This window comes from Rhodococcus sp. no. 34, from assembly GCF_054589475.1.
This window is the reverse complement of the sequence record NZ_BAAILK010000046.1, coordinates 563,371-578,076: the sequence shown is the minus strand read 5'-3', so window position 1 is coordinate 578,076 and position 14,706 is coordinate 563,371. Positions and strand designations below refer to the sequence as shown.

General features: G+C 62.5%; 16 protein-coding genes. 3 read left to right on the top strand and 13 right to left on the bottom strand.

Annotated elements, in window-relative coordinates; translation table 11 throughout:
- The 13 genes from ACYP01_RS23875 to ACYP01_RS23815 all read right to left on the bottom strand — a co-directional run.
- Positions 1–554, bottom strand: a 554-nt coding sequence (locus tag ACYP01_RS23875; RefSeq protein ID WP_459682778.1) for an NADH-quinone oxidoreductase subunit J, incomplete at its 3' end; no start/stop codon positions are given.
- A complete protein-coding gene (gene nuoI, locus ACYP01_RS23870) occupies positions 551–1,123 on the bottom strand; it encodes an NADH-quinone oxidoreductase subunit NuoI (protein ID WP_459682776.1) in 573 nt (190 codons plus the stop codon). The genes ACYP01_RS23875 and nuoI, both read right to left, overlap by 4 nt.
- Positions 1,116–2,471 carry an NADH-quinone oxidoreductase subunit NuoH gene (gene nuoH, locus ACYP01_RS23865; RefSeq protein WP_459682774.1) on the bottom strand — a complete coding sequence of 452 codons (1,356 nt, stop codon included), beginning with the start codon at positions 2,469–2,471 and terminating at the stop codon, positions 1,116–1,118. Before nuoH ends, nuoI begins: the two co-directional genes overlap by 8 nt.
- Positions 2,468–4,897 carry an NADH-quinone oxidoreductase subunit G gene (locus ACYP01_RS23860; RefSeq protein ID WP_459682772.1) on the bottom strand — a complete coding sequence of 810 codons (2,430 nt, stop codon included), beginning with the start codon at positions 4,895–4,897 and terminating at the stop codon, positions 2,468–2,470. The genes nuoH and ACYP01_RS23860 overlap by 4 nt, the downstream gene beginning before the upstream one ends.
- Positions 4,894–6,213, bottom strand: a complete 1,320-nt coding sequence (nuoF, locus tag ACYP01_RS23855) for an NADH-quinone oxidoreductase subunit NuoF (protein WP_459682770.1) — start codon at positions 6,211–6,213, stop codon at positions 4,894–4,896. The genes ACYP01_RS23860 and nuoF overlap by 4 nt, the downstream gene beginning before the upstream one ends.
- 1 nt (position 6,214) lies before the next feature.
- The gene (gene nuoE / locus ACYP01_RS23850; protein ID WP_459682768.1) at positions 6,215–7,039 is read right to left on the bottom strand and encodes an NADH-quinone oxidoreductase subunit NuoE; all 825 of its coding nucleotides are present in this window, start codon (positions 7,037–7,039) and stop codon (positions 6,215–6,217) included.
- Positions 7,036–8,367 (bottom strand): NADH dehydrogenase (quinone) subunit D, encoded by a 1,332-nt coding sequence (nuoD, locus tag ACYP01_RS23845; protein ID WP_003942229.1) that lies wholly within the window; start codon positions 8,365–8,367, stop codon positions 7,036–7,038. Before nuoD ends, nuoE begins: the two co-directional genes overlap by 4 nt.
- Positions 8,367–9,029 carry an NADH-quinone oxidoreductase subunit C gene (locus ACYP01_RS23840; RefSeq protein WP_003942167.1) on the bottom strand — a complete coding sequence of 221 codons (663 nt, stop codon included), beginning with the start codon at positions 9,027–9,029 and terminating at the stop codon, positions 8,367–8,369. Before ACYP01_RS23840 ends, nuoD begins: the two co-directional genes overlap by 1 nt.
- Complete coding sequence (locus tag ACYP01_RS23835; RefSeq protein WP_003942234.1) at positions 9,026–9,580, bottom strand: NuoB/complex I 20 kDa subunit family protein; 555 nt, start codon at positions 9,578–9,580, stop codon at positions 9,026–9,028. The genes ACYP01_RS23840 and ACYP01_RS23835 overlap by 4 nt, the downstream gene beginning before the upstream one ends.
- Before the next feature lie 80 nt (positions 9,581–9,660).
- The gene (locus ACYP01_RS23830; RefSeq protein WP_003942165.1) at positions 9,661–10,020 is read right to left on the bottom strand and encodes an NADH-quinone oxidoreductase subunit A; all 360 of its coding nucleotides are present in this window, start codon (positions 10,018–10,020) and stop codon (positions 9,661–9,663) included.
- A gap of 211 nt (positions 10,021–10,231) precedes the next feature.
- The gene (locus ACYP01_RS23825) at positions 10,232–10,624 is read right to left on the bottom strand and encodes an Rv3143 family two-component system response regulator (protein WP_459683051.1); all 393 of its coding nucleotides are present in this window, start codon (positions 10,622–10,624) and stop codon (positions 10,232–10,234) included.
- 180 nt (positions 10,625–10,804) lie between these two features.
- The gene (locus tag ACYP01_RS23820) at positions 10,805–11,239 is read right to left on the bottom strand and encodes an SRPBCC family protein (protein ID WP_003942203.1); all 435 of its coding nucleotides are present in this window, start codon (positions 11,237–11,239) and stop codon (positions 10,805–10,807) included.
- 87 nt (positions 11,240–11,326) lie between these two features.
- Entirely contained in the window at positions 11,327–11,806 is a 480-nt protein-coding gene (locus ACYP01_RS23815) for a toxin-antitoxin system HicB family antitoxin (protein WP_003942206.1), read from the bottom strand.
- A 154-nt stretch (positions 11,807–11,960) separates the two neighbouring features.
- On the opposite strand from ACYP01_RS23815, the gene thyX reads away from it, so the two are divergent.
- The 3 genes from thyX to ACYP01_RS23800 all read left to right on the top strand — a co-directional run.
- On the top strand, positions 11,961–12,713 hold the full coding sequence (thyX, locus tag ACYP01_RS23810; protein WP_003942250.1) for an FAD-dependent thymidylate synthase: 753 nt from the start codon (positions 11,961–11,963) through the stop codon (positions 12,711–12,713).
- Between the two features lie 43 nt (positions 12,714–12,756).
- Complete coding sequence (gene dapA / locus ACYP01_RS23805; protein ID WP_003942142.1) at positions 12,757–13,662, top strand: 4-hydroxy-tetrahydrodipicolinate synthase; 906 nt, start codon at positions 12,757–12,759, stop codon at positions 13,660–13,662.
- Positions 13,663–14,706 (top strand): ribonuclease J (locus ACYP01_RS23800; protein ID WP_459682763.1); only part of this gene is annotated, 1,044 nt, incomplete at its 3' end.

Below are 14,706 nucleotides of genomic sequence, written 5' to 3'. Positions count from 1 at the left end.
TTCTCCCGATGCGCGAGCATCATTGCGCCGAGTGTCGCCGTGATCAGCAGTGCGCCGGTCAGTTCGAAGGCCCAGACGTAGCGGATGAAAATGAGATCGGCGAGAGCGTCGATGTTGCCCTGGTCGAGGCCAGTGAATCCGGTGAAGCCCGAGATCGACGCATTTCCGAGGCCGCCGATGAGGAGCAGTCCGAATCCGACGCCGATCACGATCGCGCTGACGCGTTGTCCCCGTAGCGTTTCGACCAAGGAGTCCGAAGAATCCACGCCGACCAGCATCAGGACGAACAGGAACAACATCATCACTGCGCCGGTGTAGACGACGATCTGTACGACACCCAGGAACAGTGCGCCCTGCACGATGTAGAAGACGGCCAGGATGATCATCGTCATTGCAAGGAAGAGCGCAGAGTAGACGGCCTTGGGGGCGGCGACCACACCCAAAGCACTGATCACCGCAAGGGTTCCGAGGATCCAGAACTGCACCGCTTCGCCGGTGGAGGTCGATGTCATCGTTCCCTCCGCCAGGATCGTGGTCGTGATCGCCGCGATCATTTCTCGGTCTCCGGGTTCGGCTCGCGCTCGGGTACTGCTTGCTCGGGTACCGCCTGTTCGGGAGCTGCTTTGATGTCGCCCCTGTAGTAGTCGTCCTGAGTTGTGCCGGGACGCAGCGCGTGTGGCGGCGCTGCCATGTCGGGTTTCAGGGGCGCGAGAAGGCGGTCCTTCTCGTAGATCAGCCCAGCTCGATTGTCGTCGGTCATCTCGTACTCGTTGGTCATGGTGAGGGCCCGAGTGGGGCAGGCCTCGACGCAGAGGCCGCAGCCGATGCACCGCAGGTAGTTGATTTGATACACCTGCCCGTAGCGCTCACCGGGGGAGAACCGTTCTTCTTCGGTGTTGTCAGCGCCCTCGACATAGATGGCATCGGCGGGGCAGGCCCAGGCACACAACTCGCAACCGATGCACTTCTCGAGTCCGTCCGCATACCGGTTGAGTTGATGGCGACCGTGGTATCCGGGCGCGGTGGGGCGCTTCTCCTCCGGATAGAACTCGGTCTCGGGTTTCTTGAACATGGTCGATAGCGTCACTCCGAAACCCGCGATAGGTCCGAGGAAATCAGGCATGGGAGTCCTCCGATGTGTCGGAAACATCTGTGCGCCGCGGCGGTGGCACGTTCTGGCCCAGCAGTTTTTGAGCGGGCACCGTTTGACCAGGCAGTGTTTGACCCGGGAGCGGTGGAACCGGGAAGCCGCCCGACATTGCATCGAAAGGCATGTTCCCCGCAGCGGTGACCGACGCGACAGTACGTCGTCGGCCGCGGTAAGTCCCTGCCAACACGATCAGGAGCGCAGCTCCGAGAACCAGTGCGACGCAGAGAAGTACGACCCAGGTGTTGTAACCCTCGTTTCGGAAGGCACGAACGGTCGCGATCACCATCACCCACACCAAGGCTGCGGGGATGAGAATCTTCCAGCCGAGATTCATGAACTGGTCGTAGCGCAACCGCGGAAGGGTACTGCGCAACCAGATGAAGACGAAGAGGAAGCCCCACACTTTCGCGACAAACCACAACACCGGCCACCAACCGGAATTGGCGCCGTCCCAAAGATTGAACGGGAACGGTGCGTGCCACCCGCCCAGAAACAGCGTGGTGGCCAGAGCGGACACCGTCACCATGTTCACGTACTCGGCCAGCATGAACATCGCGAACTTGAGGGAGGAGTACTCGGTGTGGAACCCGCCTACCAGCTCACCCTCGGCTTCCGGAAGGTCGAAGGGCGCTCTGTTGGTTTCGCCGACCATCGCTGTCACGTAGATCAGGAAAGACGGCAGGAGAAGAAAGACGTACCAGGCCCCTTGTTGGGCACTGACGATTCCGGATGTGGACATCGTTCCGGCGTAGAGGAAGACTGCGGCGAAGGACAGTCCCATCGCTACCTCGTACGAGATGACCTGCGCGGTCGATCGAAGTGCACCCAGTAATGGATACGTCGATCCCGAAGACCAGCCGGCAAGGACGATCCCGTACACACCGATAGAAGTGACGGCCAGGATGTATAGAACGCCGACCGGTAGATCGGTCAGTTGCAGGGGTGAAAGGGTTCCGAAAATCGACACCTGTGGACCGAACGGGATGACAGCAAAAGCCATGAAGGCGGGCACGACCGCGATGACGGGCGCGAGGAGATAAATCGGTTTGTCGGCTCCGGTAGGAGTGATGCCTTCCTTGAGTGCGAGCTTGATTCCGTCAGCGAGACTCTGGAGCATTCCGCGGGGGCCGACGCGGTTCGGTCCGACACGCATCTGCATGCGTGCCATGACCTTTCGTTCCGCGTAGATCGCCACCAGCGGGGTGAGTACGAGGAACACGAAGATTGCGAGAGCCTTGCCGATCACCAACCACCACGGGTCGTGCCCGAACGCCGACAGGTCGACCGGAGCTGCGACCGTCCCGTACTCGTGGGTGTTCATTGCGCTCCCGCCTTCGCGATCTTCACCACGGACCCCGCGGTGACGCAGAGCGTTTCGTAGATCGTGCTACCCGGTGAATTGAGCGGAAGCCAGACTGTTCGAGGCGGGAGTTCGGTGATCTCCAACGGTAATGTGATGGAACCGGATTCAGTCGACACCGCAACGTGATCGCCGTTGTCGGCGCCGATCTCGGCAGCGGTCTCGGCCGACAAACGCACGAGCGACGGCCGTGCGGTACCCGCCAGGTTGGGCTCGCCGTCTTGCAGTCGGCCGTTGTCGAGCAACATTCGCCAACTCGACAACACTGCCTCGCCTTGCGCCGGTGTGGGCATGGTGCCTGACGGGACCTGAGGCGAGGTGGGGCGCGATCCGCACCACGCGCCGAGGCGGTGTATCTCCGAGCGTGCGGAATCTGCGTCGGGTAGGCCCAGATCGATACCCATCTCGGCTGCGATCGCGTGAAGGACACGCTGATCTGGCATTACTCCTGTCGTTCTCAACGCGGTGTCGAACACGCGCTCGCGCCCTTCCCAGTCGAGGAAGGTTCCGGGCTTCTCAGCGACCGGCGCCACCGGGAAGACGACGTCGGCGAGTTCGGTGATTTCGCTGTGACGGATCTCCAAACTCACCACGAACCCTGCGGCTTTGATCGCGGCTCGTGCCTTTGCTGGGTTCGGGAGATCACCCAACTCCACGCCGCCGACAAGAAGCGCCGCAGTCGACCGCTCTGAACCCAGGAGGCTCGCGGCGTCGCGCCCGTCGGATGCCGGGACGGAGGCCCCCCACGCTGATTCCACCTCCTGACGTGCTGCCGGGTCCGCAACGGGGCGTCCACCGGGAAGCAATCCCGGTAGCGCGCCGGCCTCGACGGCGCCGCGATCACCAGCGCGGCGTGGGACCCAAGCCAGGGAAGCTCCCGTCGCTTCGGCGAGACGTACTGCCGCCGAGAAGCCGCCCGCCACCTCACTGAGTCGTTCGCCCAACACGATCACTGCACCGGGCTGTCGGAGAAGCTGACCCTCCGTACTTCCAGGGAGAGCCAACGAATCCATCAGGGTTGCTTCACTTCCGGGAACGGTCCGAAGCAAAGCGCCGCCCATCTTCTGCAGTCCGCGAGTAGCGAATGGCGCGCAGGAGAGCACCGTTGTCTTGCCGAAACGAGCGGCTTTGCGTAGCCGCAGGAAGATGATCGGTGACTCCTCCTCGGGCTCGAGAGCTACCAGCAATGCGGCCGGGGCCGACTCGAGATCCTGGTACGTCACCGATTCTTCGAGCGTGCGGCCCGCAACGTGAGCTGAGAGGAAACGGCTCTCTTCGGCAGAATGAGCGCGAATCCGGAAGTCGATGTTGTTGGTAGCAAGAGCAACTCGCGCGAACTTGCTGTACGCGTACGCGTCCTCCCAGGTCGAGCGTCCGCCGACGAGTACGCCTGCGTCACCGCGGGCCTGCGCGAAGGCCCGCGCTACGAGGTCGAGTGCCATGGGCCACGACGCCGGAATCAATTCGCCGTCAGCGTTGCGGATGAGGGGAGTGGTGATCCGATCACCTTGGGTCGTGTACGTGAATGCGAAACGGCCCTTGTCGCAGTTCCATTCCTCGTTGACCTCGGGGTCGTCCCCAGCGAGACGACGAAGAACCTTGCCGCGACGATGGTCGGTGCGTTGAGCACATCCGTCGGCGCAGTGTTCGCACACGCTGGGGCTGGACACCAGATCGAACGGACGCGCCCGGAATCGGTATGCCGTACTGGTGAGCGCACCGACCGGGCACACCTGGATGGTGTTGCCCGAGAAGTAGGACTCGAAGGGCTCGTTGGCGTAGATCCCGACCTGTTGAAGCGCGCCGCGCTCGAGGAGATCGATGAACGGGTCGCCGGCGATCTGGCCCGAAAACCGCGTGCATCTGGCGCAGAGGACGCAACGCTCGCGGTCGAGGAGGATTTCGGACGAGAGTGGGATGGGCTTGGGGTAGGTCCTCTTCTCCTCACCGAACCTGGATTCGGTGCGACCGGTCGACATCGCCTGGTTCTGGAGCGGACACTCGCCGCCCTTGTCGCACACGGGGCAGTCCAGAGGGTGGTTGATGAGCAGGAGTTCCATCACCCCACGCTGCGCCTTCTCTGCCACCGGTGACGTGAGCTGTGTGGTGACGACCATTCCGTCCGCAACCGGTGTTGTGCAGGACGCCACCGGCTTGCGTTGACCTTCGACCTCCACGATGCACTGTCGGCACGCCCCGACCGGGTCCAAAAGAGGATGATCGCAGAACCGCGGAATCTGTGTGCCGATCATCTCTGCAGCGCGAATGATCAACGTGCCCTTGGGAACCTGGAGTTCCCGGCCGTCGATGGTGAGGGTGACCAGATCAGTGGGCGGTGCCGTGTCGGTCTTGGTGGCGTCGTTCTTGGTGGCGTCGGCTGCAGTCATGAGACGAACGCTCCTGTCGCGAGAACAGACCGGCGAGGATCGAACGGGCATCCGTTGCCGTCGAAATGCGCGACGTATTCCTCGCGGAAGTACTTCAGGGAGGACATGATCGGACTGGTCGCTCCGTCACCCAACGCACAGAAGGACTTTCCGAGGATCGTGTCCGAGATGTCGAGAAGTTTGGTGAGATCAGCTTCAGTGCCTGTTCCGCCTTCGAGTCGCCGCAGGATCTGCACCAGCCAGTACGTGCCTTCGCGGCACGGCGTGCATTTACCGCAAGATTCGTGGGCGTAGAACTCGGTCCACCGCAGCACCGCGCGCACGATGCAGGTTGTGTCGTCGAATATCTGCAGTGCCTTGGTGCCGAGCATCGATCCCGCCGCGCCGACTCCCTCGTAGTCGAGTGGGACATCGAGGTGTTCCTCGGTGAAGATCGGTGTCGAGGATCCGCCGGGAGTCCAGAACTTGAGGGTGTGCCCGGTGCGAACGCCGCCCGCGTATTCGAGAAGTTCTCGCAACGTGATGCCGAGTGGCGCCTCGTACTGGCCGGGAGTGGTGACATGTCCCGAGAGCGAGTACAGCGTGAACCCCGGCGACTTCTCGCTTCCCATCGACCGGAACCACTCCGGGCCGCCCAGGACGATCGACGGCACACTCGCGATGGACTCGACGTTGTTGACGACGGTCGGGCAGGCGTAGAGGCCGGCGACGGCGGGGAATGGCGGCCGCAGTCGAGGCTGACCGCGTCGTCCCTCCAACGAATCGAGGAGGGCTGTCTCCTCACCACAGATGTACGCGCCTGCTCCGGCGTGCACGACGAGATCCAAGTCGAATCCCGAACCGAGGATGCTGCGGCCCAGGTATCCGGCCGCGTAGGCCTCGGCCACGGCGGTCTGCAGACGTCGCAGGACCGGGACCACCTCGCCCCGGACGTAGATGAACGCCTTGGCCGCTCGAATTGCATACGCCGCGATGATGACTCCCTCGACCAACGTGTGTGGGGTCGCCATCATCAACGGCATGTCCTTGCATGTGCCCGGTTCGGACTCGTCGGCATTGACGACGAGATAGTGAGGCTTGCCGTCTCCTGGCTTGTCTTCGGTGCTCTGTGGGATGAAACTCCACTTGAGGCCCGTCGGGAAACCGGCGCCACCGCGCCCACGAAGGCCCGCGTCCTTGACCGTTTCGATCACGGCGTCGGGGGACATGGCTAGCGCTTTGCGTAGGGCTTGGTAGCCGTCGTGACGAAGGTAGCTGTCGAGAGTCCACGAGTTCGGTTGATCCCAGTAGCGACTCAGGACGGGGGCGAGTGTCATGTCACTTCCCTTCGCCGGGAGCGTCGGCTGCTGAGGCCGAACCGGGTGGGTTGTCGTCGTGAGATCGGCTGATACGCAGTCCGGCAAGAGTTGCCCCGCCGATTGTTTGTGCTTCGGCTGCTTCGATTCGCGTATCGGGGAACCCGGCCAAGGTGCGTGCGGTCTGTCGAAACGAACACAGTGTGGCACCGCGACTGGGCGTCACGCGCTCTCCGGCGCGGAGCGCATCGACGAGTGAGCGCGCCGATTCCGGAGTCTGGTTGTCGAAGAACTCCCAGTTGATCATCATGACGGGGGCGTAGTCGCACGCCGCATTGCACTCGATGTGTTCGAGGGTGATCTTGCCGTCGGACGTCGAGATGGATTGTCCGCCTTCGTCTCTGGAGCCTGCTGACCCGAGATGCTCTTCGAGTGCTGCGAGGATGTCGTCTCCGCCCATGATCGCGCACAGCGTGTTGGTGCAGACTCCGACCAGATACTCACCCGTCGGACCACGGCGATACATCGAGTAGAAGGTGGAAACGGCGGCAACCTCGGCGCCGGTCAAACCCAGCTTGGCACTGCAGAAATCGATCCCGGCCGGGGTGATGTACCCGTCCTCGGACTGCACGAGATGAAGGAGCGGCAGGAGGGCTGATCGACTGGTGGTCGCCGCGGCGTCAGGCTCACGGTAACGAGCGATGACGGTTTCGGCATCGGCGTCGAGTCGGGCGAGTACATCAGGCGGATAACTCGATCGTGCGCCAGGGCGTACCAGTTGCGTGGGCTCGTCCGGGCGCGGCCCGAGTTCGATGAACACCCCTGACGAGCCGCTCGGGCCGGTCATCGGTCCACTCCGCCCATGACGGGATCGATACTGGCAACCGAGGCGATCACGTCGGACACCATGCCTCCCTCGCACATCGCCGCTACCGCTTGAAGGTTGGTGAATGACGGATCCCGGAAATGGACGCGGTACGGCCGGGTTCCCCCGTCGCTGACCATGTGCACACCCAACTCGCCACGCGGGGACTCGACGGCGACGTACACCTGGCCGGGCGGCACGCGGATTCCTTCGGTGACCAGTTTGAAATGGTGAATCAGACCCTCCATGGACGACTCCATGATTTTGGCGATGTGCTTCTGCGAATTGCCGAGGCCATCCGGTCCGACAGCGAGATCGGCAGGCCAGGCGATCTTCTTGTCGTCCACCATGACCGGCCCCGGTTGCAGTTTGTCGAGGCACTGCTCGACGATCTTGAGGGACTCCTTCATCTCCTCTACACGGATGACGTACCTTCCGTAGCAATCGGATCCGTCGTGCGTCACGACGTCGAACTCGTAGTTCTCGTAGCCGCAGTAGGGCTGCGCTCGACGCTGATCGTGGGGGAGACCCGTGGCGCGTAGGACCGGCCCCGTCACGCCGAGCGCCATGCAGCCGGTGAGATCGAGATATCCGATTCCCTGGGTGCGGGCTTTCCAGATGGAGTTGTCGCTGAGCATCAGTTCGACGTCACGCAACCGTTTCGGTAGGACCTTCAACAGTTCTCGTACCTTCGCGACCGACCCGTCGGGTAGATCCTGAGCGAGACCACCAGGCCTGATGTAGGCGTGATTCATCCGCAGTCCGGTGATCGTCTCGAACACGTCCAGAATCAATTCGCGTTCGCGGAATCCGAACAGCATCGCCGTCACGGCGCCCAGTTCCATTCCACCGGTTGCCAGGGCGACAAGGTGCGACGAGATTCGATTGAGCTCCATCATCATCACGCGAATGACGGTGGCTCGCTCGGGAATGTCGTCGGTGATGTCGAGAAGTTTTTCGACTCCGAGGCAGTACGCGGTTTCGTTGAAGAACGGTGACAGGTAGTCCATTCGAGTAACGAAAGTGACGCCCTGCGTCCAGTTCCGGTATTCGAGATTCTTTTCGATTCCGGTGTGCAGGTAGCCGATTCCACACCGGGCTTCCACGACTGTCTCACCCTCGATTTCGAGAATGAGGCGCAGGACGCCGTGAGTGGACGGATGCTGCGGGCCCATGTTGACCACGATCCGTTCGGCCTCGCCGGTTCGCTGGCGAGCGGCCGCGGTGACGATGTCGTCCCAGTCCTGACCCGATGCTGTGACGACGGTTTCCGTCGTGGCACCGGAGTTGCTTCCTGTCGTCTCGTTCATCAGTTGTACGACCTACGCTCGTCGGGTGGAGGAGTCTGGGCGCCCTTGTACTCGACCGGGATACCGCCGAGCGGATAGTCCTTGCGCTGTGGGTGGCCCTTCCAGTCGTCGGGCATCTCGATACGGGTCAGGGCCGGGTGACCGTCGAAGACGATCCCGAAGAAGTCGTAGGTCTCACGCTCGTGCCAATCGTTGGTGGGGTATATCCCGACGATGGACGGAATATGTGGATCGGAGTCCGGCACGGACACTTCCAGTCTGATCCGGCGGTTGTGCGTGATCGAAGCAAATGGATATACGGCGTGGAGCTCGCGACCGGTGTCCTGCGGATAGTGGACTCCATCGACACCCAGGCAAAGTTCGAAGCGCAGTTCCGATTCGTCGCGCAGTCTGCGCGCGACCTGCGGGAGGTGAGACCGTTCGACATGCAGCGTCATCTCGTCTCGAAAGATCACTACCCGCTCGATTGCATCGGTGAAAGTGCTGCCCGCGCTGCGCAATGCGGCATCCAAGGAGTCCGCAACTTCGTCGAAGTATCCACCGAACGGTCGAGAGGCCTTGTCCTCTACTGAGATCGGCGGGGCGAGCCGGCTGTAGCCCGAGGTGTCACCACTGCCGCGGACCCCGAACATCCCCCTCGATCCGTTGTTGCCCGCGGTCATCGCAGAAGCCCCTTCATGTCGATGGTGGGAGTGGATGCCAGTGCGGCGCGCTCGGCTGCCGCGCGTGCCTCTTCGCGGTTCACGCCGAGGGGCATCTCCTGGATCTTTCGGTGCAGTTCGATGATCGCGTTCAGGAGCATCTCCGGCCGCGGCGGACAGCCGGGCAAGTAGATGTCGACCGGCACGATGTGGTCGACGCCCTGTACCACTGCGTAGTTGTTGAACATTCCGCCGGACGACGCACACACACCCATGGCCAGAACCCATTTCGGCTCGGCCATCTGGTCGTAGACCTGACGAAGTACCGGCCCCATCTTTTGACTGACCCGCCCGGCCACGATCAGAAGGTCTGCCTGTCGCGGCGACGCGCGGAATGCCTCCATGCCGAACCGCGCCAGGTCGAAGCGACCTGACGTGGTTGCCATCATCTCGATCGCGCAGCACGCGAGCCCGAAGGTGGCAGGCCACAGTGATCCTTTGCGGGCATACCCTGCCAGGCCCTCGACAGTGGTCAGTAGAAATCCGCTGGGGAGCTTTTCTTCGAGACCCATATCCGACTCTTTTCAGTCGTAACAGCTGCGGTGTGACCGGTTTTGTCTGACGTATGTGTGCTGTACCTGTGTCCGCTGGCCTAGTCCCAACCGAGACCGCCTCGTCGCCATTCGTATGCGTATGCCACCGAGACGTTGACTATGAAGAGGCCCATCGCCGCGAGGCCGAACAAGCCGAGCGAATCGAAATGCACCGCCCACGGGTAGAGGAAAACGATCTCGATGTCGAAGATGATGAACAGCATTGCCGTCAGATAGAACTTGACGGGAAACCGCCCGCCACCGGCGGTACGGGGTGCCGGTTCGATTCCGCATTCGTAGGCTTCGAGTTTCGCCCTGTTGTACCGCTTCGGGCCGACCACGGACGCGAGAACAACCGACACCACAGCGAAGGCCATCGCGATGACCCCGAGGACGAGAATGGGGATGTAAGCGTTCATGTCACCCGAACTCCTCTCCGCTGTGCGGATGTCCGCCCAGCCCGAAGGTGCCGTTCGATTTCGATACTGCCAGCAATTCGATACTTATGTGATCTGCGACACCCACACTAGGGGAGGCCTCCGACATTGGGTTCGTTTTCGGGGTGCCGAGTTTCGCTCTCGAAAGTCCGAAGTAGTCGGCGCCGCAACGAATCACCGCTGCAACGGGTGCTCACCGGCTCAGTTGTCGACGCAGAAGCGCGATGACGGTGGAAGCAAGTTCGATCGGATCTATCGGCTGCGGCACTGAGGCTTCCGCTCTCGACCACGACGCCAGCCACGCATCGTCGGGTCGACCGGTCAGTACGAGGATCGGTGGACAGTCGACGATCTCGTCCTTGAGTTGTTTCGCGACGCCCATGCCGCCCGCCGGACTCGCCTCGCCGTCGAGGATGGCGAGATCGATTCCGCCGGCATCGAGCTTGTCGACGACGATCGGCGCCGTCGCGACCTCGACGTAGTCGATGGTGGGCATCGAAGGATGTGGTCGCTCTCCGAGAGCGAGCCGAACTTGCTCGCGGGTGTGTGCGTCGTCGCTGTAGACGAGGATGCGCACGGGTGCCATGGAGTTGGGCTCTGCGGTCTCGGCGGACACGCGGCCGACGTTACTCCGGGCGGTCCACGGCTACTGGCGAATGTTCAACATCGGCAAGAACTTCCGAGAAATCGCAGCTGGGCTTCACGGCAAACGGCCCCTACCCGGCGATGAACGCCGAAGTAAGGGCCGCCTGAATTGCGTGTGCGCTCAGAAGTTTTCGACGAACTTCGTCAGGCCCTTGCTCGCTGTTTCCAGGGCCGTCTTCTGTGCCTTCTTCACCAGGAAGCCCGGCAGCGGGATCTTGGGATCGATGGTCAGTTCGAAGGTGACTTTGGTTCCACCGTCGGTGGGAGTCAAGACGTACGAGCCGTCCTGCTGGTTCTGCTGACCGCTCTCCACGAGGGTCCAGGTCACCTTCTCGTCGCCCTCGAAGGTGTAGTCGACTACCTGCTCGTCGTTGATTCCCAGAATGGACACGGCCATGCGAACGCGATGGGGGCGACCGTCGTCGTGGGTGCTCTCGATGGTGATCTTCTTGTGTGCAGACGACCACTCCGGCAGCCGATCGACGGCTGCTACGGCCTTCATCACCGTTTCCGGATCAGCCTTGATCTCGAATTCCTTGACGCCCGAAACGGCCATGAACGTGCTCCTTCTCGCCTTGCGGCAACGGTTCGTGATTACTGCAGTTGCGCAATTAGATCATTCGGTGATCGGGTTGGCGTCGAGCTAGTCCATGCCGTTCTTGCGCATCTGGTCCCGCAATGCGCCCTGGACGGCTTGTGAAACCCACGAGTTGAGGGAGACTCCGTTCTGATTGGCGGCCTCCTCGGCGCGGGCTTTGATCTGCTCCATCATCCTCAACGTCACCCGGCTGATATCTCCGCTGACGTCGTCGAACGAGTAGGTTGAGTCCTTCTTCTCGTCGTCTGCCTTCTCGTTTGCACCCTCGCCGCCGGTCGAGTTCGGCGGGCGAACGACGTCGACCAGTAATTCGCTTCCGTCGAGATTCACCTTGACCTCTCGGTCGCCCAGCTTCGCCCCGATCTCCTTGGCCAGTTCCGTCGCCGCGGCCAACAAGACCAGGCGGACCGAGGGTTCGATGGCGGCGGACAACGACGCCGCAATCCGGCGCGTGTGATCGTCGCCGAGTTCGGCTGCAGTGGCGAGGTCGTTCTGCAGCTTTGCGGTGTACTCCGAAATGTCCATGACACCACAGTGGCGTCAAAAGTGACGTCAGTCAAGGATGTGATGACGTCACTCGGTATCGAGGGCGGTCGACCGCTATAGAGTTGCCCAGCACCTGAGGCGAACGGCGCCCGGGTTTCGTGCTGGTCGTTTCGTGCTTGTCGAGGAGTGGGTTGTGCCGAACACGGTGTCACTGAAAGTGCAGTTGGTGGCGAAGTCCGAGTTCTTCCCGCCCGAGGACATTCCGTGGGAGACGGACGCGGATGGTGGCGAAGCGCTGGTCGAGTTCTCCGGTCGAGCCTGCTACCAGAGTTGGTCCAAGCCGAATCCGCGAACCGCAACCAACGCCGGCTATCTGAGGCATCTGCTCGAGGTCGGACACGTTTCGGTGCTCGAGCATGCGACAGTGAGCTTCTACATCACCGGTATCTCGCGCTCGTGCACTCACGAATTGATTCGTCACCGGCACTTCTCGTACTCGCAACTCTCGCAGCGATTCGTCCGTGAGAACGATGCAAACGTCGTCGTGCCTCCTGCTGTCGAAGGTGATCCCGAGCTCGAAGCACTGTTTCTGAATGCCACCGACGAAAGCCGTCGCGCTTACGGGGAACTGCTGACTGCCCTCGAAGGGAAACTGCAATCGGTGCCCGGTGCCCCGATGCGGGGCAAGCAAGCCAGGCAGGCTGCGCGCTCGGTGCTGCCCAACGCCACCGAGACGCGCTTGGTCGTGACCGGGAACTATCGGGCCTGGCGGCACTTCGTCGAGATGCGTGCCACCGAACATGCGGATGTCGAGATCCGGCGAGTCGCGGTCGAGTGCCTGCGTCAGCTTCGTGATGTCGCGCCAAATGTGTTCGGGGACTACGAGATTCTTCGCGGAAGCGACGGATCGGAAATTGCCGTCAGCGCATTTGCGGCCGAGTCGTGACTCGTGTGCAGAAGTAAGAGCTGAACCGGGTAACCTTCTGACCATGACCTACGGTGATTCCGCTTCTCTTGTCGAGCGTCCGTTCGGCACCATTTCCGTTGCGATGGTGACCCCGTTCACTGCCGACGGGAAGTTGGACGTCGACGCGGGAGTGCGCCTCGCAGCCCATCTCGTCGACAACGGCTGTGACGGCCTCGTTCTTGCCGGTACCACCGGTGAATCTCCCACCACCACCGAGTCCGAGAAGCTCGACCTGCTCCGCGCAGTGATCGACGCCGTCGGTAACCGCGCGAAGATCGTTGCAGGCGCCGGCAGCAACGACACCGCTCACAGCGTCGAACTCGCACGTGACGCGGCTCGCGCCGGAGCGCACGGTCTGCTCGTCGTCACCCCGTATTACTCACGTCCGCCCCAGGCCGGACTGTTTGCACACTTCACCGCCGTCGCCAACGCGACCGACCTGCCCGTCATGTTGTACGACATTCCGCCCCGCTCCGTCGTTCCCATCGAGACCGAGACGATCCGCCGACTCGCCGAGCACCCGCGAATCAAGGCCGTCAAGGACGCCAAGGGCGACCTCAACGCCGGCGCAGAGTTGATCGGCACCACCGAGCTTCAGTTCTTCTCCGGCGACGACCCGCTGAATCTGCCGTGGCTCGCTGTCGGCGCCACCGGCTTCGTCAGCGTCATCGGCCATCTTGTTCCGGGTCGTCTCCGTGACCTTCACACCGCGTTCGTGTCCGGCGACATCGCCCGCGCACGCGAGATAAACCTCAGTTTGATCCCTGTGATTCGTTCCGTTGCCCGCCTCGGCGGTGTCAGCGCTTCGAAGGCGGGTCTGCGACTCATCGGAATCGATGTCGGAGAACCACGCCTTCCGCAGGTTGCACCCACTAAAGAGCAGATCGACGGTCTTGCCGCCGATCTGCATGCGGCAGGAGTTTTGTAAATGACCCGTCCCCCCCGACGTCGTAGTGCCAGTCGTCAAGCCGGTCCGCCTTCGCCTCCGGCTCCCGAAACGGCCGCAAAGGCCGCACCGGTAGAGGCACCAGCTGCGCCGGCGGCAGAAGCGGCCCCCGCCGCAGCCGCCCCGCCCAAGAAGGCCGCAGCAACCAAATCTGCAGCAACCAAGTCCGCTGCCACCAAATCTGCTGCACCCAAGAAGTCGACCGAAGACAGGTCGCCGCGCAAATCTTCCGGCGGTAACCGACCGGCAGCATCGAAGTCGGGCAACGGGCGCGGAAACAAGCGCCCCGAGAACCGTCCGGCCGTCGATCCCACGGGTCGCCTCGGAACACCCCCGAAGGCGCCGGCATCGGGTCTGCGCATCGTCGCGCTGGGCGGCATCGGCGAAATCGGTCGCAACATGACGGTGTTCGAGCACCGTGGCAAGTTGCTGATCGTCGACTGCGGTGTGCTGTTCCCCGAGGACCAGCAGCCTGGCGTCGACCTGATCCTCCCGGACTTCCGCTACATCGAAGACCGTATGGACGACGTCGAAGCCGTCATCTTGACCCACGGACACGAGGACCACATCGGTGCTCTGCCGTTCTTGCTGCGTCTGCGCGCGGACATTCCGGTCATCGGCGCGAAGTTCACTCTCGCTCTCGTTGCCGCCAAGTGCCGCGAGCATCGCCTGCGTCCGAACCTGGTCGAGGTCGTCGAGGGAAACACCACCACCCATGGCCCGTTCGACTGCGAGTACTTCGCGGTCAACCACTCGATTCCCGACGCTCTCGCGATCGCGATTCGCACTGACGCCGGCGTCGTACTGCACACCGGTGACATCAAGCTCGATCAGCTGCCTCTCGACGGCCGCCTGACCGACCTCGCCGGATTCTCCCGCCTGGGCGACGAGGGCGTCGACCTGTTCCTCGTCGACTCGACGAACGCCGAGGTTCCGGGATTCGTCACGCCCGAGCGCGAAATCGGGGGAGTGCTCGACAACGTCATCGGCAAGGCGAAGCAGCGCGTCATCGTGGCATCGTTCGCC